Origin of the sequence: Variovorax sp. LjRoot84 (assembly GCF_964254305.1) — a bacterium.
Taxonomy (GTDB): Bacteria; Pseudomonadota; Gammaproteobacteria; order Burkholderiales; family Burkholderiaceae_C; genus Variovorax.
Genome location: NZ_CAXUTE020000001.1, coordinates 4,178,991 through 4,200,451, shown reverse-complemented (window position 1 = coordinate 4,200,451; position 21,461 = coordinate 4,178,991). Strand labels below are relative to the sequence as shown.

The 21,461-nt window shown below is 68.8% G+C and carries 23 protein-coding genes; 12 read left to right on the top strand and 11 right to left on the bottom strand.

Translation table 11 applies throughout. From position 1 onward, the window contains the following. Nucleotides 1-28: 28 nt before the first annotated feature. The gene (locus tag ACSQ9I_RS20915; protein ID WP_436314317.1) at nt 29-616 is read left to right on the top strand and encodes a TetR/AcrR family transcriptional regulator; all 588 of its coding nucleotides are present in this window, start codon (nt 29-31) and stop codon (nt 614-616) included. A gap of 1 nt (nt 617) precedes the next feature. Here the strand turns inward: ACSQ9I_RS20915 and ACSQ9I_RS20910 are convergent, their stop codons facing one another. Continuing rightward, on the bottom strand, nt 618-968 hold the full coding sequence (locus ACSQ9I_RS20910; RefSeq protein ID WP_436304799.1) for an alpha/beta hydrolase: 351 nt from the start codon (nt 966-968) through the stop codon (nt 618-620). A 129-nt stretch (nt 969-1,097) separates the two neighbouring features. After that, a complete protein-coding gene (locus ACSQ9I_RS20905) occupies nt 1,098-1,805 on the bottom strand; it encodes a hypothetical protein (RefSeq protein WP_436314316.1) in 708 nt (235 codons plus the stop codon). Here ACSQ9I_RS20905 and ACSQ9I_RS20900 point away from each other — a divergent pair. Then, nucleotides 1,789-2,313: a hypothetical protein gene (locus ACSQ9I_RS20900; RefSeq protein ID WP_436314315.1), complete on the top strand. Its 525-nt coding sequence runs from the start codon at nt 1,789-1,791 to the stop codon at nt 2,311-2,313. The two genes, ACSQ9I_RS20905 and ACSQ9I_RS20900, sit on opposite strands and share 17 nt — an antisense overlap. Nucleotides 2,314-2,541: 228 nt before the next feature. After that, nucleotides 2,542-4,260, top strand: a complete 1,719-nt coding sequence (locus ACSQ9I_RS20895; protein WP_436314314.1) for a tannase/feruloyl esterase family alpha/beta hydrolase — start codon at nt 2,542-2,544, stop codon at nt 4,258-4,260. A gap of 9 nt (nt 4,261-4,269) precedes the next feature. Here the strand turns inward: ACSQ9I_RS20895 and ACSQ9I_RS20890 are convergent, their stop codons facing one another. Then, nucleotides 4,270-5,493: a DUF418 domain-containing protein gene (locus ACSQ9I_RS20890; RefSeq protein WP_436314313.1), complete on the bottom strand. Its 1,224-nt coding sequence runs from the start codon at nt 5,491-5,493 to the stop codon at nt 4,270-4,272. A 34-nt stretch (nt 5,494-5,527) separates the two neighbouring features. Beyond that, nucleotides 5,528-5,980 carry a carboxymuconolactone decarboxylase family protein gene (locus tag ACSQ9I_RS20885; protein ID WP_093103034.1) on the bottom strand — a complete coding sequence of 151 codons (453 nt, stop codon included), beginning with the start codon at nt 5,978-5,980 and terminating at the stop codon, nt 5,528-5,530. Nucleotides 5,981-6,142: 162 nt separating this feature from the next. On the opposite strand from ACSQ9I_RS20885, the gene aspA reads away from it, so the two are divergent. Continuing rightward, nucleotides 6,143-7,567, top strand: a complete 1,425-nt coding sequence (gene aspA / locus ACSQ9I_RS20880) for an aspartate ammonia-lyase (RefSeq protein ID WP_093103035.1) — start codon at nt 6,143-6,145, stop codon at nt 7,565-7,567. Between the two features lie 22 nt (nt 7,568-7,589). Here the strand turns inward: aspA and ACSQ9I_RS20875 are convergent, their stop codons facing one another. From ACSQ9I_RS20875 to ACSQ9I_RS20865, 3 genes are all read right to left on the bottom strand, one after another. Continuing rightward, nucleotides 7,590-7,880, bottom strand: a complete 291-nt coding sequence (locus ACSQ9I_RS20875) for a GYD domain-containing protein (protein ID WP_436314312.1) — start codon at nt 7,878-7,880, stop codon at nt 7,590-7,592. Between the two features lie 148 nt (nt 7,881-8,028). Then, nucleotides 8,029-8,361 carry a thioredoxin family protein gene (locus ACSQ9I_RS20870; RefSeq protein WP_436314311.1) on the bottom strand — a complete coding sequence of 111 codons (333 nt, stop codon included), beginning with the start codon at nt 8,359-8,361 and terminating at the stop codon, nt 8,029-8,031. Between the two features lie 27 nt (nt 8,362-8,388). Continuing rightward, a complete protein-coding gene (locus ACSQ9I_RS20865) occupies nt 8,389-9,498 on the bottom strand; it encodes a helix-turn-helix domain-containing protein (protein WP_436314310.1) in 1,110 nt (369 codons plus the stop codon). A 131-nt stretch (nt 9,499-9,629) separates the two neighbouring features. On the opposite strand from ACSQ9I_RS20865, the gene ACSQ9I_RS20860 reads away from it, so the two are divergent. The 7 genes from ACSQ9I_RS20860 to ACSQ9I_RS20830 are packed head-to-tail and all read left to right on the top strand — an operon-like array spanning nt 9,630 to nt 17,119. Continuing rightward, nucleotides 9,630-10,124: a (2Fe-2S)-binding protein gene (locus tag ACSQ9I_RS20860; RefSeq protein ID WP_436314309.1), complete on the top strand. Its 495-nt coding sequence runs from the start codon at nt 9,630-9,632 to the stop codon at nt 10,122-10,124. 11 nt (nt 10,125-10,135) lie between these two features. Further along, entirely contained in the window at nt 10,136-12,517 is a 2,382-nt protein-coding gene (locus ACSQ9I_RS20855) for a xanthine dehydrogenase family protein molybdopterin-binding subunit (RefSeq protein ID WP_436314308.1), read from the top strand. Between the two features lie 23 nt (nt 12,518-12,540). Beyond that, a complete protein-coding gene (locus tag ACSQ9I_RS20850; protein WP_093103044.1) occupies nt 12,541-13,332 on the top strand; it encodes an FAD binding domain-containing protein in 792 nt (263 codons plus the stop codon). A gap of 9 nt (nt 13,333-13,341) precedes the next feature. Then, nucleotides 13,342-14,271, top strand: a complete 930-nt coding sequence (locus tag ACSQ9I_RS20845) for an AAA family ATPase (RefSeq protein ID WP_436314307.1) — start codon at nt 13,342-13,344, stop codon at nt 14,269-14,271. Nucleotides 14,272-14,318: 47 nt separating this feature from the next. Further along, complete coding sequence (locus ACSQ9I_RS20840; RefSeq protein WP_436306328.1) at nt 14,319-15,467, top strand: vWA domain-containing protein; 1,149 nt, start codon at nt 14,319-14,321, stop codon at nt 15,465-15,467. Nucleotides 15,468-15,480: 13 nt separating this feature from the next. After that, on the top strand, nt 15,481-16,089 hold the full coding sequence (locus ACSQ9I_RS20835) for a CoxG family protein (protein ID WP_436314306.1): 609 nt from the start codon (nt 15,481-15,483) through the stop codon (nt 16,087-16,089). A gap of 13 nt (nt 16,090-16,102) precedes the next feature. Continuing rightward, the gene (locus ACSQ9I_RS20830; protein ID WP_436290985.1) at nt 16,103-17,119 is read left to right on the top strand and encodes an XdhC family protein; all 1,017 of its coding nucleotides are present in this window, start codon (nt 16,103-16,105) and stop codon (nt 17,117-17,119) included. A 17-nt stretch (nt 17,120-17,136) separates the two neighbouring features. Here the strand turns inward: ACSQ9I_RS20830 and ACSQ9I_RS20825 are convergent, their stop codons facing one another. From ACSQ9I_RS20825 to ACSQ9I_RS20810, 4 genes are all read right to left on the bottom strand, one after another. Continuing rightward, entirely contained in the window at nt 17,137-17,355 is a 219-nt protein-coding gene (locus ACSQ9I_RS20825; RefSeq protein ID WP_093103053.1) for a hypothetical protein, read from the bottom strand. A gap of 73 nt (nt 17,356-17,428) precedes the next feature. Next, complete coding sequence (locus tag ACSQ9I_RS20820; protein WP_436314305.1) at nt 17,429-19,063, bottom strand: sulfatase-like hydrolase/transferase; 1,635 nt, start codon at nt 19,061-19,063, stop codon at nt 17,429-17,431. Then, nucleotides 19,060-19,656 (bottom strand): YceI family protein, encoded by a 597-nt coding sequence (locus ACSQ9I_RS20815; protein ID WP_436314304.1) that lies wholly within the window; start codon nt 19,654-19,656, stop codon nt 19,060-19,062. Before ACSQ9I_RS20815 ends, ACSQ9I_RS20820 begins: the two co-directional genes overlap by 4 nt. Continuing rightward, nucleotides 19,653-20,435, bottom strand: a complete 783-nt coding sequence (locus tag ACSQ9I_RS20810) for a CDP-alcohol phosphatidyltransferase family protein (RefSeq protein WP_436290988.1) — start codon at nt 20,433-20,435, stop codon at nt 19,653-19,655. Before ACSQ9I_RS20810 ends, ACSQ9I_RS20815 begins: the two co-directional genes overlap by 4 nt. Nucleotides 20,436-20,453: 18 nt before the next feature. On the opposite strand from ACSQ9I_RS20810, the gene ACSQ9I_RS20805 reads away from it, so the two are divergent. Continuing rightward, nucleotides 20,454-21,452 (top strand): zinc-dependent alcohol dehydrogenase, encoded by a 999-nt coding sequence (locus tag ACSQ9I_RS20805; protein ID WP_436314303.1) that lies wholly within the window; start codon nt 20,454-20,456, stop codon nt 21,450-21,452. Nucleotides 21,453-21,461: the final 9 nt, after the last annotated feature.

The following is a 21,461-nucleotide window of genomic DNA, read 5'->3' as shown; positions in this document are numbered from 1 at the left end:
CGTAGACAGACCTGTCTACAATGGCGTCATGCCAAGCCCCGTCGCTCCCGAGCTCAAGGACCGCCCTGCCAACGAGCGCATCCTGCTGACCGCGCACGACCTGTTCTACCGCGAAGGCATCCGCGCCACCGGCATCGACCGCGTGATCGCCGAGTCGGGCGTGACCAAGGTCACCTTCTACCGCCACTTCCCGAGCAAGAACGAGCTGATCCGCACCTTCCTGGCCTACCGTCACGAGCGCTGGATGAAGTGGTTCGTCGATGCGCTGGAGCGCCACGGCGCGAAGCGCGGCAAGGGCATCGATGCGCTGGTGCCCGCGCTGCGCGACTGGTTTGCGGATGCCGGCTATCGCGGCTGCGCCTTCCTCAACAGCGTGAGCGAGCTCGGCGGCGCCTTGCCGGAGGTGGTGGAGATCGCGCGCAGCCACAAGCGCGACATGACGGCGGAGATCGAAAAGCTGCTGCCGCCGTCGCGCCAGCGCGCGAAGGACGCGCAGCTCATCGCGCTGGCGGTCGACGGCGCCATCGTTCACGCGCAGTTCGACGAAACGCCGGACGCAGCGCTGAAGACGCTGGACCGGCTCGTGAAGCTGCTGCGAAGCAACGGCGAAGCCTGATTTACAGGCCGGCCTGGCGCGTGAACGACACCTTCGGCTTCTTGTAGGCGGCCGGCACCTCGTCGCGATAGAAGGCACGGCGATCCAGGCTCTCGAACGGGTCGTGCGCCTTGGCGACCGCCTCCGCGCGAATGGTGGCGCGGTCGGCGGTGGACGTGAAGGTCTGCGCACCGGCGCTAGCGCCATCGGCGTACTGATTGCCGGCGCGTGCGGCGGCGACGCCTTCGGCGGCCACTTCCGAGCGGCTGGCCGCCGAGGTCAGGGTGTGCACGCCGTCATAGGTTTCCGCTTGCGCGCCGGCGGCGGCCACGAGCGAGAAGGCAGCAGCGGCGATGATCTTCGAGGCATTCATTTCGGTTCCTTCAAATCGGTTGGTTGGTGAGATGAAGTGTGGGACCGAACGCCCTCGAAAAAACGCCGCGAAAAGAACCGCGGCGTTTGCGACTTGGAAACAATGGGACGCGCGGTCCCTCGAGCGGCGCTACCTGGCGCGAGGCGCGCGGACCGGATTGGCCAGCGGTCCGGGGCCGATGGCGATCGGCGGTCCCGCGTCGTCGGCGGCCCATGCGGGCGTGCGGGACGAGCTGACGAGTGGGCCTGGACCGGGGACGACCGGCGGTCCCGGGTCGTCGAAGGTCGGTGTGGTCGCGCGAGAAGAGCTGACCAGCGGGCCGGGACCCGGCACGACCGGTGGACCCGGGTCGCGGAGCCACGCCGGTGCAGATACCGAGCCCACCAGCGGTCCGGGACCGGGCGCGATCGGCGGCCCCAGGTCGTCACGGTTCCATGCCGGAGCGCGCGCCTGCCGCGGGGCCATCGGCGGATTCGCGCGAGTGCGCTCCGAGAGCGCGGCGGAGCGAGAGGGGGCGGCTGGTGCCGCCGAGGATTTTTCTTCGTTGGACTGGGACGGCGCCGCAGCGACAGGCGTTGCAGGTGCAGCGGGTGCAGGTGCAGCGGCTGGTGCAGCGGGTGCAGCCGCGACGGGCACAGCTGGCGCAACGGGTGCAGGCGCCGCGGCCTGCGGCGGTGCTGGTGTCGATGCTGGCGCTGGCACCACCACTGCAGCTTTTTCCGATGGCGGCGCCTTGGCCTCAGGTGCCGCCGCCGCCGCGTTCAGTTTCGGCCACCACGACGGTTCCGCGACATCGCGCGTGACATACAGATACCAGCCGATGAAAACCACGCTCATGGCCAATGCCGACAGTAACAGGCGAAGCCAGAAGGCTGCCGTCTCGGCCGGCAGCAGCGCCAGCGAAGCGGCGCGGGGCCGCGAAAACGGCGCGTCCAAGGGGGACATCGGCGCGTCGAATGGCGAGATCGGCGCGGCGCGGCTGGTCTTGACGGCATCGAGTGCCGAAGGGCCGGTCGGCATGAAGCCGGGCAAGCGGCCCGCGCAGCCGCTGCAGAACATCGCCTTGTCGCGGTTCCGGCTTCCGCAAGTCCTACACACCACCGACATGAGCAAACCCCCTGAATTGCAAACAATACCTCCGCACTGTCCACACCGGCAGCCGTCTGTCTGTCAGCCGTTTCCCACGCAGCGCTTCGGAACGCGCGCGTCTTCGCCGCGTTATTTGCACAGCTTATGGATCCAGCAGCCGGTTGCGGCCTCAACTGAACAGAGAAAACAACGCGTAGAGCGCCGCGAAAAACCAGTTCACTGCCTTTGCCGCGTCCGCGTTCTCCTGCGGCTGTAGGCCGCCGCTTCTCGCTGGCCGGTGGATTCGTCCTACGCTCGAAGACTTGTTTGCAGCGCATGACGCTTCAGACGCGCTGTCGCGGCTGCCGGGATAGAAGCGGGAGACATCATGCAAGCAAACAGCCGATTCGATTTGCGGACGAAGGCGCTGATTCGCGCAGCGTGCATCGCGGCTGCTGCAGGGCTCGCAGGATGCGGCGGTGGAGGCGGCGGTCATGGCGCCGGCGTGGTCTTCCCCCCGGGCCAGACGAAACTGAGCTGCGACGACTCGATCAAGAGCGCCTTCAAGCCGGATGCCAACACCAGCGTGCTGCTGGTCAAGGCCTTCAAGACAGGCGACCCGCTGCTCTTGTCCGGCACGCCGACGCCCACCACACCCACGGCGACCACCGACGTCTGCGTGGTGAAACTGCTGGTCGGACCGGGCAACTCCGGCCCGGCGGATGCCCCATCGACCTCGCCCGGTATCGGCATCGAAGTCTGGCTGCCCAACGAGGCGAAGTGGAACAAGCGGGTGCACGTGAAGGGCGGCGGCGGCTGGGCCGGCGGCGTCCACACCTCCTTGACGGCGCTCGCGGGCGTCACGGGCGGCAGCGCCGGCGCGCCGGCGGAAACCGCGATGGTCGAAGGCGCGGTCTCGGCCAGCACCGACACCGGCCATGCCAACACGGCCAACGGCGGCTCCTTCGCGATGAAGCCGGACGGCACCATCAACACGGCGCTGTGGAGCGATTTCGCCCAGCGCGGCATCCACGAGATGGCGGTCAAGACCAAGGCGCTGGCCGCCGCTTTCTACGGCACGCCGGCCAGGTTCGCCTACTGGAACGGCTTCTCCACCGGCGGCCGCCAGGGCCACATGGAGGCGCAGGCAAATCCGGCCGACTTCGACGGCATCCTCGCCGGCGCGCCGGCCATCAACTGGACCAAGTTCATCACGGCCGAGCTGTACCCGCAGATCGTCTACCAGCGCGACCTGGGCGGCGTGCCGCTCACGCAGGCCCAGCTCACGCTGATGGGCAATGCCGCCATCAACGCCTGCGACGTGGTGAACGGGCAGCATCTCGGCTACATCCCCGACCTCGCGCAATGCCGCTACGACCCGCTGCTGGACGCCAGCGTGCTGTGCGCGAGCAGCGGCGGGACGGGCCCCGCCGGCAGCTGCGTCACGGCCGCCCAGGCGCTGGCGATGAACAAGATCTGGTACGGCCAGACCAGCAACGGCTCCGTGCCTTCGCCCTCGGCGGACAACGGCTTCGCGACCTCGCCCTCCGCCTCGGCCAACCAGCGCTGGCACGGGCTCACGCGCGGCACCAACCCGATCGGGCTCGCGGGACCCACACCCTTCACCATCGCGAGCGACATGGTGGCGCTCGAGTTGCAGGACCCGACCTGGGCCCAGCCCAACTTCATCAACGCGACCGGCAACGGCGTGGACCGGTGGAAGACGCTGTCTTACGCGAATCTCTCGAACGCCTTCGACCAGGGCGTCGCCCTGCAATTCGCGTTCGCCAACATCAATACCGACGACCCGGACCTCGGCCGTTTCGCCTTGCGCGGCGGAAGGATGCTGGTCTACCACGGCCTGGCGGACACGCTGATCCCGCCGCAGGGCACCATCAACTACTACACGCGGTTGTCGGATCGGATGGGCGGCGATGCAGTGGTCCGCAACTTCTACCGGCTCTTCCTGGTGCCGGGCATGGCCCACGGCTTCAGCAACGGCACCACCAACGCGGCCGCGAATCCGCCGCTGCCGACGATCAACCTGCTCTACACGGCGCTCACGGCCTGGGTGGAGGGCGGCAATTCGCCGGAGCGCATCGACATCTCGGCCCCCGCCAGCGGTGGCACGCCGGCCAGTTCGCGGCCGATCTGCATGCATCCGACCAAGGCGACGCTGACCGGCGGCGATCCGCGATCGGCGGCTTCGTACGTCTGCTCCTGAACAGAGGCCCTAGCGCCGCGGTAGTTCCGACGTCCTGCGCATCGCCGGCCAGGCGCCGACCGTGAAAGCGCGCAGCGCCCATTCCACCGGGCCGTAGCCGAAGCGGCGCAGCCACAGGCGGCTGGCCGCCAGCTGGCCCGCGAAGATGATCGACGCGATCAGCACGCAGGCCGCCGGCGAGACGCGGCCCATCCAGCCCAGCCCGTAGGCCGTGAAGATCAGCGCGCACAGGAGCGACTGCGTGAGGTAGTTGGTCAGCGCCATGCGCCCCGCGGGTGCCAGCAGCCCGGCGATGCGCATGCCGCCCGCGCCCTCGAACAGCAGCATCGCCATCCCGACATAGGCGGCGCTCAGGAAGGGCGCGGTCAGGAGGCTCGCGCCCAAGCCCGCGATCTCCCAGCCCGAGCCGATCCCGTAGACCGTGGCCGTTGCATAGAACAACGCGCCGGGCAGGCCCACTGCCAGGCCCCAGACGGCCAGGCGTCGCCAGAGGCCGCGGAACCGGTCGTGTTGCGCGAACAGGTGGCGCTTGCCGGCCACCAGGCCGAGCATGAACATGGCCAGCGCGCATGGCCCCTGGATCAGCACCACGATCCACCAGGTTTGGCCCAAGTCCCGCAGGCGCTGCGCGACCACGGTGGCCGGCGTGCCCAGCCAGGCCTGCTGCGCGGCGCTCGCGCGGGCCATGGTGCCGGCGATGTCGGCCGTCTCGCCGGCGAGGAGCTGGAGTCCGCCCAGCGAGGCCAGGACGGCGGCGGGCAGCAGCGTGAGCACGCAGGCGAGCACCGTCGCCTGGGCGTCGGTCCGATGCCGCAACCGGAGCAGGATCAGGCCCAGCACGGCATAGGTGCAGAGGATGTCGCCGTGGAACAGCCAGACGGCATGCGCGGCGCCGATGAGCCAGAGCCCGAACAGGCGCCGCAGCATCCTCGGCACGAAGGCCTTGCCGCTGCGCTCGGCCGCGTTCATCTGCAAGGTGAAGCTGTAGCCGAACAGGAAGGAGAAGAGCAGGTAGAACTTGGTCTCGAACAGGCAGGCCACGAGCCACCGCACGGTGCGGTCGATCGGCCGGGCGAAGGCCGGGTCGGGCACGGCCATGCCGAAGTAGGCCGAAGCGAAGGTCGCGATGTTGACCATCAGGATGCCCAGGAGCGCGAAGCCGCGCAGCGCATCCAGGTGCAACAACCTCGGTGGCTGGAGCGCGCGGGCCCCGTATGAAGATGCGTCGACCATGACGCATCCTAGAGCCCGCGCTTGACGAAAGTGACTACACCTTCTCAGGCACCGGATTGCGGAAGCTCACGTTGAGCAGGTTCCAGGCATTGATGACCGCGATGGTGAAGCCGAGTTCGACGATCTCGACGTCGGTGAAGTGCGCCTTCAGCCGCGCGAACTCCTCGTCGCTCGCGTCGCTGTGCGGCGTGGCGTTGACGAGTTCCGCCCAGCGCAGTGCGGCGCGCTCGCGTTCGCTGAAGAAGGGCGCTTCGCGCCAGCCGGCCAGCGCATTGAGATGGCGCGGATCGATCTCCTGCCGGATCAGGTCGCGCCAGTGCATGTCGATGCAGTAGCCGCAGCCGTTGATCTGCGAGAGCCGCAGCAGCACGAGGTCGACGAGACGGCTGCCGAGCGCGCCCTTGTGGACGGCGGCAGAGGCGTCGAGCAGCCCCTGGAAAGCCTTGGGCGCGAGTTGATGGTAGGGAAGACGGGCGGTGTGAGCCATGAAAAGGTCCTTGGTTGCATCAGGACGGCCGCCCCATGCGGCCTTCCATGCATTCAAGACGCAGGAAGGCCTGCGTTTGTGACAGCGGTGGGAGTACGCTGTTGCGGGCGCGGCCCGATCCGCCGACCATCGCCTTCAATTCCATTCACCGAGGAACAAGCCATGAGCCAGAAGATGCGCATCGAACACGACCTGCTGGGTGATCGCGAGGTGCCCGACGAGGTCTACTACGGCGTCCATACGCTGCGCGCCAAGGAGAACTTCCAGATCTCGGGCACGACCATCTCGGCCTACCCGGAGCTGGTGGTCGCGCTCGCCTCGGTCAAGCAGGCGGCCGCCGAAGCCAACACCGAGCTGGGCCTCCTGCCCGCCGAGCTGCGCGACGCGATCGTCGCGGCCTGCAAGGAAATCCGCGGCGGCGCGCTGCACGAGCAGTTCGTGGTCGACGTGATCCAGGGCGGCGCCGGCACCTCGACCAACATGAACGCCAACGAGGTGGTCTGCAACCGCGCGCTCGAGATCATGGGCCACCGCAGGGGCGAGTACCAGTACCTGCATCCCAACGAGCACGTCAACATGGCGCAGAGCACCAACGACGTCTACCCGACCGCGATCCGCATCGCCACCTGCTTCGCGATCGAAGAGCTGCTCGCGGCCATGGAGCATCTGCGCGAAGCCTTCGACGCCAAGGCCAAGGAGTTCGCGCACCTGCTGAAGATCGGCCGCACCCAGCTGCAGGACGCGGTGCCGATGACGCTCGGCCAGGAGTTCTCGACCTATGCGGTCATGGTCGAGGAAGACATCGCGCGCCTGACCGAGGCCTCGGCCCTGATCCGCGAAGTCAACCTCGGTGCCACGGCCATCGGCACCGGCATCACCGCGCATCCCGAGTACGCGGGCAAGGCGCTGGCCGCGCTGCGCGGCATCACCGGCCTCGACCTCTCCACCGCACCCAATCTGATCGAGGCGACCCAGGACTGCGGCGCCTTCGTGCAGCTGTCGGGCGTGTTGAAGCGCATCGCGGTCAAGCTGTCGAAGACCTGCAACGACCTGCGGCTGCTCTCCAGCGGCCCGCGCTCGGGCTTCGGCGAAATCAACCTGCCGCCGATGCAGGCCGGCTCGTCGATCATGCCGGGCAAGGTCAACCCGGTGATTCCGGAGGTCGTCAACCAGGTCGCCTTCGAGGTGTTCGGCAACGACCTGACCGTGACCTTCGCGGCCGAGGCCGGGCAGCTGCAGCTGAACGCCTTCGAGCCGATCATCGCGAGCGCGCTGTTCCGCAGCTTCAAGCACCTGACCAACGGCTGCATGACGCTGGCCGACCTCTGCGTGAAAGGCATCACCGCCAACCCGGACCGGCTGCGCGAGAGCATCGAGCGCTCGATCTCGCTGGTGACCGCGCTGAATCCGATCATCGGCTACAAGGAAGCGACCGAGGTCGCGGCCGAGGCCTTCGCCAACGGCACCAACGTGCGCGAGGTGGTGCTGCGCCGCAAGCTGATGACCGAGGCCGAGCTCGAAGACGCGCTGCGCCACGAGGTGCTGACGCAGCCACGCGCCTACGAGAAGGCGCAGAAGGCCGGCTGAAGCGGCTTTCTGCGCGCGCGCCTCACGGCATCAGGCCGATGATCTTCTTGATTTCCGCGGCCGAGTAGGCGCGCAGCGTTTGCGAACGCACATTGCCGAGCGAGCCGACGCTGAGCAGCGTGGCCATCGCCGCTTCGTCGCTGCCTTCGGTCGTGACCACCAGGTCGTAGCTGCCGGAGGTCCAGTGGATGCTCTTGACGCTCAGGCCCAGCTTGCTTGCCAGGGCCGTGAACGCCTCGGCGCGGTTCGGCGACTCCTTGACATTGCGGATGCCCTGGTCCGTGAAGTTGATGAGCGAGATGTAGGTGGCCATGGCGCTTTCCCTCGTTGCAGGTGGAGGGCTGGCCGCCGCGGCCGCGGCACAAAGCCCTGGAGGGGATGACATCGAGCCGCGATCCCCGGAGACGGATCGCTGAACTCAATATAGGCGGCGTGCCCGCCGAAGTCCATTCAGCAACCGTTCATCGCCGAGCGGCATGGAGGAGCTCCCCGAGCTCGCGCCGGATCGCATCCGCGCTGTCGGGCCGCACCAGGCGCGCCAGTTCCTTGCCGTCGCGCATGAAGATCAGCGTCGGCCACAGCTTGATGCCGAAGGAGCGGCCCAGCGGCCGGCCGCTGGCGTCCTCGATCTTGAGGTGGCGCAGCGGCGGCACCTCGGCCAGCGCCTTGGCGAGCAGCGGCTGCGCCATCTTGCAGATGCCGCACCACGGTGCGCCGAATTCGATGAGCGTGGGGCCGGAGAGCGTGTCGACTTCGCTGCGGGAGGGCTCGACCGGGGCGTAGGAATCGTTCATCGCCCGGATTTTGCGTCGACCTGCAATTTATTGCCGGCGGCGCGCCAGCTTGCGGTACACCGTGGCACGGCTGATGCCGAGTGCGCGCGCCGCCTCGGCCACGTTGCCGCGCGCGTCGTCCACCGCGCGGCGGATCAGTGCCGTCTCGACGTCGCGCAGCCGCGGGCGCTCCTGGCTTGCGCCACGCGGCGCGCGGTCGGCGAGCTGCGGCCGGGCCTGCACGCGGAGGCCGGACCACAGCGGCACGTCCAGCGCGTCACCGCGGCGTGCCGCATCGAAGAGCATCTGCGGCGGCAGCGCGAACAGATCGTTGCAGTGCAGCGTCGGATCGGTGCCGAGCGGTTGGTGGAGCATCTGGCGTGCCGCGGTATTGGCGCCGGTCACGCGGCCGTCGGCGTCGATGCACAGCAAGCCCTCGGTGCCCGGCCCTGCGGCATAGCCAGGCCATTCGATGCGCAGCAGCAACTCGCAAGGATGGTTCTGCATCAGCGCGTCCTCGATGCTGCGCGCCGAGAGCGCGGCCAGGTGCCTCAGCTCGGGGCGTTCGACCACTTGCACGCCGGTCAGGTCCAGCATGCCGACGCATTCGCCCCGCGGGCCGAAGAGCGGCGCACCGGCACAGCTGTAGACGCTGGTGTCGTCGAAGAAATGTTCGCCGCGGTGCAGCCATACCGATTCGTGTTCGGCCAGCGCGGCACCGATGGCCGTGGTGCCCACCGCGCGCTCCGACAGGTCGACGCCGATGCGCGCGATGTCACGCGCGTGCCTGGCTGTGGCATCGCTGCCGCCGGGCAGGGCGCCCACATCGACCACGATGCCCTCGGCATCGGTCAGGATCGCGAAATAGCGCGTGTCGGCGATGGCGCGCGACAGCTTGTCGAGCACCGGCCGCGCGGCCGAGATCAGGGCCCGGTTGCGCTCCGCGGCATGGCGGGCCGCCGGCGCCGAGACTGGATCGAAGCAGACGCGCTGCTGCGGCTGGTGGCCGGCGGCGAGGCAGCGCTGCCAGGAGCGCGCGAGCCAGGGCTCGATGCGCGCGCCCTGCGGACCCGCGTCATCGCCGTCGAGCCATTCGCGCCGCGCCTGCGCGATGGAGAGGGAGCGCTCGGTCGGCGGCGTGGCGTGGGGGGCGGTCATCGTGTTTCATTTTGAGAATTTCAAGCGCGCGCTGCAAGCGCCTAGGGTTTTGCCTAGGATGGTGCCCTTGTCCGGCGTCCAAGATTCCAGTTGCCGATCCTAGCCATCTCACCCACAACGGAGACAGCCACATGCAGGTTCCATTCACGGTCAACGGCCGCGCGGTCACGGTCGACGCACCCCCCAACACCTTTCTCGTGCAGGCGCTGCGCGAGCATCTCCACCTGACCGGAACGCATGTGGGCTGCGACACCGCGCAGTGCGGTGCCTGCACCGTCCACGTCAACGGCCGCGCGGTCAAGTCGTGCAACGTGCTGGTGGCGCAGGTGACCGGCGCGAAGATCACGACCATCGAAGGCATCGCCCAGCCCGACGGCACCATGCATCCGATGCAGGCGGCCTTCAAGGAGTGCCACGGCCTGCAATGCGGCTTCTGCACGCCGGGCATGGTGATGAGCGCGATCGACCTGTGCACGCACCATCCCAAGGCGAGCGAAACCGAAATCCGCGAACTGCTCGACGGCAACATGTGCCGCTGCACGGGCTACCAGAACATCGTCAAGGCCGTGCAGATGGGCGGCGAGGCCATGGCCGCCGCACCGGCCAAAGCCGCTGCCACGGCATAAGGAGCACCATCATGGGCGCACCCGATTTCGCCAGCCTGCCGCACATCGGCGAGGCACTCAAGCGCAAGGAAGACTACCGCTTCCTGACCGGCGCCGGCCAGTACACCGACGACGTGACGATGGCCAACCAGAGCCACGCCATCTTCCTGCGTTCGCCGCACGCGCACGCCAACATCAAGTCGATCGACACCGCCGCCGCCGAGAAGATGCCCGGCGTGGTCGGCATCTTCAGCGGCAAGGACATCGACGGCAAGATGGGCGGGCTGCCCTGCGGCTGGCTCATCAACAACCCCGACGGCACGCCGATGAAGGAGCCGCCGCATCCGATCCTCGCGATCGGAAAGGTGCGCTATGTCGGCGACCACGTCGCGATGGTGGTGGCCGAGACGGTGGAGCAGGCGAAGAATGCGGCCGAAGCGATCGTGGTCGACTACGAGGAACTGCCCGCGCTGGTGAGCGTGGCCGATGCCGCGAAGAAGGCAGGCGGCGTCACGCTCCACGAGGCCGCGCCGGACAACCAATGCTACAAGTGGGCGCTGGGCGACAAGGCGGCGGTCGACGCGGCCTTCGCCAAGGCGGCGCATGTCACGAAGCTCGACCTGGTCAACAACCGGCTGGTGCCGAACCCGATGGAGCCGCGCGTCGCGATCGGCAGCTACAGCCGCGCGACCGAGGAATACACGCTCTACGTCGCCAACCAGAATCCGCACGTCGAACGCCTGTTGATGACGGCCTTCGTACTCGGCCTGCCCGAGCACAAGGTGCGCGTGATCGCACCCGACGTGGGCGGCGGCTTCGGCTCCAAGATCTTCCTCTATGCCGAGGACGTGGCGCTGACCTGGGCCGCCAAGCAGCTCAATCGCAGCATCAAGTGGACCGGCGATCGTTCCGAGTGCTTCCTGTCCGACGCGCACGGCCGCGACCATGTGAGCCATGCCGAGATGGCGATGGACAAGGATGGCAAGTTCCTTGCGCTGCGCGTGCACACCGACGCCAACCTGGGCGCCTATCTGTCGACCTTCTCGACCGCGGTGCCGACCATCTTGTACGCCACGCTGCTCGCGGGCCAGTACACGACGCCGCAGATCTACGTCGAGGTCGATGCCTGGTTCACCAACACCGCGCCGGTCGATGCCTATCGCGGCGCGGGGCGGCCCGAGGCCACCTACCTGCTGGAGCGCCTGGTTTCGCGCTGCGCCTGGGAATTGAACCTGGGCCAGGACGAGATCCGCAAGCGCAACTTCATCACCGCCTTCCCGTATCAGACGCCGGTGGCGCTGCAGTACGACACGGGCGACTTCCACGCCTCGATGGACAAGGCCAAGGAACTGGCCGAGGTGGCCAGCTTCGCAGAGCGCAAGGCGGCGACCGAAGCCAAGGGCAAGCTGCGCGGCATTGGCTACTCGAGCTACATCGAGGCCTGCGGCATCGCGCCCTCGAACATCGCGGGTGCGCTCGGCGCGCGCGCCGGCCTGTTCGAGTGCGGCGAGATCCGCGTGCATCCGACCGGCAGCGTGACCGTGTTCACCGGCTCGCACAGCCATGGCCAGGGTCACGAGACCACCTTCGCGCAGGTGGTGGCCGCGCGCCTGGGCATTCCGGTCGAGTCCGTCGACGTGGTGCACGGCGACACCGGCCGCGTGCCCTTCGGCATGGGCACCTACGGCTCGCGCTCGATCTCGGTCGGCGGTGCGGCGATCATGAAGGCGCTCGACAAGATCGAGACCAAGGCCAAGAAGATCGCGGCCCACCTGATGGAGGCGAGCGACGCTGACGTCGAGTTCAGCAACGGCGAGTTCACCGTCAAGGGCACCGACAAGAAGATCCCCTTCGGGCAGGTCGCGCTCACCGCCTACGTGCCGCACAACTACCCGCTCGACAAGCTGGAGCCCGGGCTCAACGAAACCGCGTTCTACGACCCGACCAACTTCACCTTCCCGGGCGGCACCTACATCTGCGAGGTCGAGATCGACAAGGGCACCGGCGAAGTGAAGATCGACCGCTTCACCGCGGTCGACGACTTCGGCACCATCATCAATCCGATGATCGTCGAGGGCCAGGTGCACGGCGGGATCGTGCAGGGCCTCGGCCAGGCGCTGATGGAGAACTGCGTCTACGACAAGGAGAGCGGCCAGCTGCTCACCGGCAGCTTCATGGACTACGCAATGCCGCGCGCCGACGACTTCCCGAACTTCAAGGTGGCCACCACCTGCACGCCCTGCACGCACAACCCGCTGGGCACCAAGGGGTGCGGCGAGGCGGGCGCCATCGGCTCGCCGCCGGCCCTGATCAATGCCGTGCTGGACGCGCTGGCGCCGCTGGGCGTCAAGGACCTCGACATGCCGGCCTCGCCCCACCGCGTGTGGGAAGCGATGCAGGCCGTGGCCAAGTAGAACCAAACGAGAAGGAAATCGCCATGTACGCCTTCACCCTCGAACGTCCCGCCACCGTCGCCGATGCGGCCAAGCTGGCTGCCGCCGGCGGCAAGGTCCTCGCCGGCGGCCAGACGCTGCTGGCTTCGATGAAGCTGCGCCTGTCGGCGCCCGAGCAGCTGGTCGACCTCGGCGGCATCAAGGAGCTCGCCGGCATCAAGAAGGACGGCAATGCCTTCGTGATCGGCGCGATGACGCGCCACCTCGACGTCGGCGCCAACGCCGAGATCAAGGCGGGCTTCCCCGCGCTGGCCTGGCTGGCCGACCACATCGGCGACCGGCAGGTGCGTGCCATGGGCACCATCGGCGGCTCGGTGGCCAACAACGATCCGGCGGCCTGCTACCCGAGCGCGGTGCTGGCCTCGGGCGCGACCATCGTCACCGACAAGCGCGAGATCGCGGCCGACGATTTCTTCCTCGGCCTCTTCACCACCGCGCTGGAGGAGGGCGAGCTGATCACCGCGATCCGCTTCCCGATCCCGAAGCGGGCTGCCTACGAGAAGCTGCGCCAGAAGGCCTCGAACTTCCCGCTGGTCGGCGTGTTCGTCACGCAAGGCGACAGCGGCGTGCGCGTCGCGGTTACCGGTGCCGGCAATGGCGTGTTCCGGCACAAGGGGCTGGAAGATGCGCTCGCGAAGAGCTTCACCCCCGAGGCCGCGGCCGGCGTGAAGATCGACGCCAGCGATCTCAACAGCGACCTGCATGCCTCGGCGGCCTACCGCGCCAACCTGATCAACGTACTCACACAGCGCGCTGTGAAAAAGGCGCTGGGCTAAGCTCCGGAGATGACCGACACCACGCCTGCCGCGACCTCCCCGTTCAACACCATCGACGCGGTCGTGCAGGCGCTGGAAGGCGCCGCCTACTACGCCGACCGGCGGCTCGCGACGGCGGTGTTTCTCGCGCTCAAGCTCCAGCGTCCGCTGCTGCTGGAGGGCGAACCCGGCGTCGGCAAGACCGAGCTGGCCAAGGCGCTGGCGACCGCGCTCGCGCGCGAGTTGCTGCGCCTGCAGTGCTACGACGGCCTGGAGCAGCGCGAGGCGCTCTACGAATGGAACTATGCGGCGCAGCTGCTGCACATGCGCGCGGCCGAGGCGCACGGGGCTTCGAGCGACGTCGAATCGGAGGTCTACCAGCCGCGCTACCTGATCCGCCGGCCGCTCTTGCAGGCCCTGCAGGCGCCGGCGCCCGGTGCCGTGCTGCTGATCGACGAGGTCGATCGCGCCGACGAGCCCTTCGAGGCGTTCTTGCTCGAGTACCTGGGCGAATACCAGGTCAGCATTCCCGAGCTGGGCACGGTGCAGGCGCTGGTGCCGCCGGTCACCATCCTGACCAGCAATCGCACGCGCGAACTCAACGATGCCGTCAAGCGGCGCTGCCTCTACCACTGGCTGGACTATCCGGAGCGCGATCGCGAGCTGGCCATCGTGCGTGCGCAGGTGCCGAAGGCGGGCGCCGTTCTTTCCGAGCAGGTCGCAGCCTTCGTCGGGCGCTTGCGTAGCGCGCCCTTTGCAAGCGCCTTCCAGCGCGCACCGGGCATTGCGGAAAGCGTCGAATGGGCAAGGGCGCTGATCGCGCTCGACACCGTCGAGCTCGACCCCGAGATCGTGGTCGATACCGCGGGCATTCTCTTCAAGCAGCGCGACGATGTGGCGGCGCTGACGCACGAGCTGGCCTCCGATCTGCTGAAGCCCGAGGAGGAGTCGGCGTCGTGAGCGTTCCGCAACTCGGCGACGCGCGGCGCGGCAAGCTGGCCGGCAACATGATGGGCTTCGGCCGGGCGCTGCGCCGCGCCGGCGTGCGGACCGATTCGGCACGCATCGCGCTCGCTGCCGAAGCCGCTGCGCTGGTCGGGGTCGACAGCCGGCTCGACCTGGCGGCCGCGATGGAAGCCGTGATGATCAGCCGCGAACAGGATCGCCTGGTGTTCCGAGAACTCTTCGATGCCTGGTTCCGCGATCCCGAGCTTGCCAACAAGCTGCTCGCGCAGATGCTGCCGAGCGCCGAAGGCAAGGCCGAGCCCTCGAAGCGCCGGCCACGCGTGCGCGAGGCACTTGCGGCGCCGCGCGATGCGGTGAAGCCCGCGCAGACCGAGCGCGAGGTCGACTTCGATGCCGCGATGACGGCAAGCGATCGCCAGCGGGTGCACCACGCCGACTTCAACGCGCTGGGCGCCGCCGAGTACCGCCTGGTGGAGCGACTGGCCCGCGACATCGCGCTGCCGGTGCCGGCGCTGCCCTCGCGCCGCCTGCGCGTGACCGGCGATGCGGGCGCGCATTCGCGCATGCACTGGCCCGGCGTCTGGCACGAGGCCGGGCGCACCGGCGGCGAGATGCTGCTTCTGCCGCGGCTCTCGCGGCAGAAGCAGCCGCTGCCCTTGCTGGTGCTGGTCGACGTCTCCGGATCGATGGAGCGTTATGCGCGCCTGCTGCTGGCCTTTCTGCATGCGTCGACGCGGCGCGCCGGCCGGCGCGACGTGTTCGCCTTCGGCACCCAGTTGACCGACCTGACGCCGGCCTTTCGGCTGGCCGACACCGATCTGATGCTGGCCGCAGCTAGCGAGGCCATCGCCGATTTCGCCGGCGGCACGCGTTTCGGCGCCTCGCTCGGCGAACTGCGCGAGCGCCATGCGCGTCGCCTGACCGGCCGCCGCACGCTGGTGCTGGTGATCAGCGACGGCCTGGACACCGGCGAACCCGAAACCCTGGAGCGCGAACTGCTGTGGCTCAAGCGCCATTCGCGGCGGGTGCTGTGGCTCAACCCGCTGCTGCGCTACGAGGGCTATGCGCCGCTCGCGCGCGGGGCGGCCGTTCTGCACCGCCATGCAGACGCGATGCTCGCGGTCCACAATCTCCTTGCACTCGAACAACTGGCCGCGAGTCTCGCGGCCCTGATGCGGTCCGGCCGCTAGAAGGAACCTCACGATGGAAATGCTCGGCAACCGCCGGCTCGGCATCACGCAGCAGCAAGCCTGGGAGGCGCTCAACGATCCCGAGACGCTGAAGAAATGCATCCCCGGCTGCGACAAGTTCGAGGCCGTAGGCGACAACCAGTACGCGGTGGCGCTGGCCGTCAAGATCGGCCCGGTGTCGGCCAAGTTCAACGGCAAGGTCGCGCTGGCCGACATCTCGCCGCCGGACAGCTACAAGCTGTCCTTCGAAGGGCAGGGCGGCGTTGCCGGATTCGCCAAGGGTTCGTCGAGCGTGACGCTCAAGCCGGTCGCCGATGCGAGCCCCGGCTGCGAGCTCGACTACACGGTGCAGGCGCAGGTGGGCGGCAAGATCGCGCAGTTGGGGCAGCGCTTGATCGACGGCGCCGCCAAGTCGACGGCCGACGATTTCTTCAAGCGCTTCGAGGTCGAGATGCAAAGCCGCTACGGCCCGTCGCCGGCCGCGGTGGCCGAGAGCGCCGAGGCGCCCGCTGCCGCCGAGCCGTCCGAGAAGACCGGCGCGATGGCGGGCTTCATGCGCAAGATCGGCATCGGCAGGAAGTCCGACAAATCGGCGAGCGATACGGAAGAGCCGGCCGACTAGGAAGACGAACATCATGGAGAACCTCGACGTCATGGTTCTGCGCACGCTGCGCGACTGGCGGCTCGCGGGCCGCCGCGCGCTGCTCACGACGGTGGTGCGCACCTGGGGATCTTCGCCGCGGCCGATCGGCTCGATCATGGCGCTGGCGGAAGACGGCGCCGTGATCGGCTCGGTCTCGGGCGGCTGCATCGAAGACGACCTGATCGCGCGCTACAGCCGTGCCCACGGCGCGCCGGGCGAGATGCCTTCGGGCGCGCCGGCGCTGGTCAAGTACGGCATCACGGCGGATGAGGCGCACCGCTTCGGCCTGCCCTGCGGCGGCACGCTGGAACTGCTGCTCGAATACGACCCGGACGCCGCCTCGCTCGAGACGCTGGTGGCCGCGCTCGAAAAAGGGCGGCTGATGCAGCGCACCGTGTCGCTGGCCGATGGCACCGTCAGCGTGGCCGAGGCGAGCGCGCCGGCCGAGCTCTCGATCAGCGACACCGAGCTGGTCAACACCTTCGGGCCCGAATACCGCATGCTCCTGATCGGCGCCGGCCAGCTGGCCGAGTACCTGTCGACGATGGCGAAGTTCAGCGGTTTCGCGGTGACGCTGTGCGATCCGCGCACCGAGTACCGCACCGCCTGGGCCGTGCCGGGCGTGACGCTCAGCACCGAGATGCCCGACGACGCGGTGAGCGCCTTCAAGCCCGACCGCCGCAGCTGCGTGGTCGCGCTCACGCACGACCCGAAGCTCGACGACCTGGCCCTGCTCGAGGCCCTGCAAAGCGAAGCCTTCTACGTCGGCGCGATCGGCTCGCGCCGCAACGCCCAGGCGCGGCGCGAACGCATGATCGAGCACTTCGAGCAGACCGAGGCATCGCTTTCGCGCCTGCGCGGCCCGATCGGCATCTACATCGGCAGCAAGACGCCGCCCGAGATCGCGGTGAGCGTGATGGCCGAGATCCTGGCGGTGAAGAACGGCGTCAGGCTGCCGCGCGAGACCGAGGTCGCGCATGCCAAGGAGGCCGCGGGCGCCGGCAAGTAGCAGCGGGTGAGCCGCCGTCAGTGCCTGCGCAGGCCGGCGAGGAAGGTGGTGCTGCGGCCGAAGGCGCGCTGCATCTCCTTGGATTCGCGGGCTTCCTTGCGGGCCCTGGAGAAGATGAAACTCGCAGCCGCCAGTGCGAAGCACGCGCCGATCGCGATCAGCAATCCGACGAAGGATCCCAGCCACCAGGCGAGGCCGAGGATCACGATGCTGGCGAGAAGAAGAATGGCGCGCATGGGAGAGAGGCTAGCAGAGCCCTGGCCGAACAGGGTATGAACTATTGCTCGGAAGCTGTGGGCGCGCCAGCTTTCATTCTGCGCTGCCCAACGGTGCGTCGGCAGTCGCGTCGAATGCGGCGATCAGCACCGGCGTCAGGTCATGCATACCTGCGGTTGAGGGCCGCATCGGCAGCAGACCCGGCGTGAAGCCGAGGGCCTCGAAGCGTTTGAGCAGTTGCGTGTCCGTGCTGATGATGTGGACCGGTACGTCCCACGAAGCGCCCGCGCCGCTCACGCCCGCCATCGGCTGGTGGTCGCCGATCACGATGGTGAGCAGCTGCCGCGGCGCGCGACCCGAGAGGTAGTCGCCCAGCCAGTGGAAGGTGTAGGCCAGCGATTCGAGGTACGCGGGCACGGGCTGCAGCCACGAACCCGGTTGCGCGACGGCCTGTGCGACTTCCGCCGCCGTGTAGGCGTCGGCGCGCAGCAGCCGCTGCCAGTCCGGCACGTAGGGCGCGATCGGGCGGAAGGGCGCATGGCTCGTCAGGGTCGGAAAGACGATGAAGCGCGGCGCGCGTTCCTCGCGCGGCTCGGCCAGTTCCTGCGCGTGCAGCAGTGCCATCGAGGCCTGGTCGGGAACGCGCCAGTAGCCGAAGGGCGGCCCGCGATAGCCGATGCCGTCGGCGTCGGCATAGCGGTCGAAGCCGTAGAAGCTGCCTTCGGGCCAGGGCTTCTGCAGGCCCGGCATCCAGTTCACGGTACGCCAGCCATGGGCCTTGAAATGGCGCACCAGCGTCGAACGATCAGTGGTCAGCAGCAGTTCGTATGCGCCGGGGTCCTGCATGTCGACGCCGCTGAGCAGCGCCGCATGGGCCAGCCAGGAGGCGCCGCCGAAAGTGGGGGAGCGCACGCGCGCCGAGACCGCCTGCCGGCCGCCGGCCGCGAGCGCCTGCATCAGCTGCGCGCGCGCCGGCGCGAGCGCGGCGGCCTGCTGCGGGTCGTCCAGCGCGGTGACGCCGTAGGACTCGGCAAAGATCAGCAGCACGTCGGCGCCGCGGAGGCCTGCGAGCGAGCTGTGCTCGAAGGCCGGGCTGGGCGAGAGCTGCGAAGCCGCGTGGCCGGGCAGCAGCTGGCCGGCCAGGATTCCGGCCTGCTGCGCAAGAATGGGCGCGACCGGCATCGAGAAGAACCAGCGCGTGTCGCGCCCCCCGATGCCATGCGCGGCAAAGTTCGCGAAGAGCAGAAGGCCGATGAGGCCGATCGCGGGCCGCGGCGTGGGCCAAGCCAGCTCGCGCGCAATCGCATGCCAGCATCGCCATGCCAGGCCGTACAGCAGCACAGGGATGGCCAGCGCGGCGAGCGCTGCCAAGCCGATCTGCCAAGCTGCGAGCTCGCCCATGCGCAGCACGTCCAGCGCGTGCCTGCTGTCCCAGTAGAGGTTGATCTGCCGGCCGAATACGGCCGACACCGTCACGTCGAGGTAGCGAGCGAGGATCCAGAAGGCGGTGACGCTCGCCAGCAAGCGCAGCATGCGTGCGCCCGGCTGCCCGCGCCAGGCGATCCAGGCCGTGAGCATCACCAGAACCATGACGAGTTCGAAGGACACGCGCAGCGCCAGGCGCGGCCACAGCCCCGGCCCGTGGTTCTCCATCGTCAGCAGCGCATTGAGCAGCAGCAGGGGCAGGGCGAAGCGCGGCAGCCACCCGCCCCATGCGGCGGGCCTCATTTGCGCTTGGCCTCGAACTCGATGATGAGCGGCACCTCGTCGCCGACCCAGCCGTTGCCGACTGCGTAGTTCATGCCGTAGCTGCTGCGCTTGAAGCTGCCGCGCGCCGAGACGCCCATCACGTAGCTCTTCTCGATCGGCGAGGGCCCGCTCTTGTTCCAGGTCGCGGCGAGCGTCAGCGGCTGGGAGCGGCCCAGCAGCTCGAGCTGGCCGGCGATCTCGAAGGTGCGATCGCCCGTGCGCTTGGCGCCGATCGCGGTGAACACCATGCGCGGGAACTCGGCCGTGTTGAGGAAGTCGGCGCTCTTCAGATGCTGGTCGCGCTTGGCGTAGTTGCTGAAGACGCTCTGGGTGTCGACCTCGATGCGCACGTTGCTGAGCGTGGCCGTGGCTTCGTCGAAGCTGTAGCTGCCGCGCGCGGCGCGGAACATGCCCAGCACCTTGGCGTAGCCGATGTGATCGACCAGGAAGGCGATGGTGAGATGTTCAGGGTCGAGCTCGTAGCGTGTGGCCTCGGCGCGCGCGGGCAGGGCGTTCGCTATGAGGCATGACACGATCAGGGCGTACGGCAAGCGGGCCGCGAGTGCTTTCATGAGGCAGGCTCCAGTGGGGATGCGCGATGACGGATCAACCACGCGATGTCGATCGCGAAAGACGCAGTGAGCGCGGCCAGGCTCGCAGCCGCGATGGCCCGGCTCCAGGGCAGCGAGATGATCGGACCGAGGCAGACGAGCAGGCTGGTGATCTGCGCCACGCACACCGCCTTGCGCCGCTGGCTCGGCGCGAGCGGCCGCGCCAGCCAGGGCCAGGGCTTCATCGCCAGCACGAAGGCGTAGCGCATCAGGCCCGCGGCCAGGATCCATGAGCCGGCCTTGTCGAAATGAAAGACCAGCAGGCAGAGCGCGAAGGTCAGCAACGCATCGGTCTCCATGTCGAAGCGCGCGCCGAATTCGCTGGCCAGCCCGCTGCGGCGCGCGAGCGGGCCATCGAGGGCATCGAGCAGCGCGGCGGTCGTGCCCACGACGATGGCGCTCCACGCCATCGCTTCGGCATCGGCCAGGGGCTCGCCGATGCCCGCCGCGAGCAATGCGGCGAGCGCCAGGCGCGCCAGCGTCACGCGGTTGGCGGCACCGAAGCGCGCATTCGGCGCATGGGCCGCAAGGCCATGCAGCACCCACGCGAAGGCTGCCGCAAAGACGGCGGCTGCCTTGAGCTTGAACCAGGGACTGAGCTCGCCCAGCACCGTCAGCCCGCCAGCCGCCACGGCGAGCAGCAGGAAGCAGGGCACGGCCTCGCGCCAGGCATCGCGCCGGAGCGCCGCGAGCCGGCCCGCGCTGCGTGCGGGGCCATCGGCAGGAGGATGGGTGAGCATCGTCATAAGATCCGTTGCATGCCAGCATATCCCTCCCGTGTTGCTTCTGCCGAGTCCTGGGCCTGCTGGATCGAAGCCCCGGGCCGGGCCGGCATCCGGCGCGCTGCATTCGATGCGCCCGGTCCCGAAGAGGTGCAGGTTCGTGCGTTGCACAGCGGCATCAGCCGCGGCACCGAGCTGCTGGTGTTCGGCGGCGAGGTGCCTGCCAGCGAATTCGAACGCATGCGCGCGCCGTTCCAGGAAGGCGAATTTCCAGCGCCGGTAAAGTACGGCTATGCGAGCGTCGGCACGGTCGAGCGGGGGCCCGAGGCGCTTCTCGGCCGCGAGGTGTTCTGCCTCTATCCGCACCAGACCCGCTACGTGGTGCCGGCCGATGCCGTGCACCTGCTGCCCGAGGGCCTGCCGCCCGCGCGCGCGGTGCTGGCCGCCAACCTGGAGACCGCAGTCAATGCGCTGTGGGATGCGGCACCGCGCGTTGGCGACCGCATCGCCGTCGTGGGCGCAGGTGTGGTCGGCCTGCTGGTGGCCTGGCTGGCCGGGCGCATGCCCGGTTGCACGGTCGAGGTGATCGACACGAATCCCGCGCGCCGTGCGGTGGCGGAACGGCTGGGCCTCGTCTTTGCGAGTCCGGAGGCTGCGAGTCTCGAGGCCGATCTGGTGCTGCATGCCAGCGGCAGCCCAGCAGGCCTGGCCACGGCGCTGCGGCTGGCCGCCTTCGAGGCCACGGTGCTGGAACTGAGTTGGTACGGGCAGCGCGCGGTGACGCTGCCGTTGGGCGAAGCCTTCCATTCGCGGCGCCTCACGCTCAGGAGTTCGCAGGTCGGCCAGGTGGCCACCGCGCAGCGCGCGCGCTGGAGCCATCGGCGCCGGATGGCGCTGGCGTTGTCGCTGCTGCGCGATCCGGTGCTCGATGCGCTCATCACCGACAGCGCGCCTTTCGCCGAACTGCCGGCGGTGCTCGGCCGGCTCGCCGCGGGCGCGCCGAACACCTTGTGCCACCGCATCGACTATCCCTGACCCCTTCAC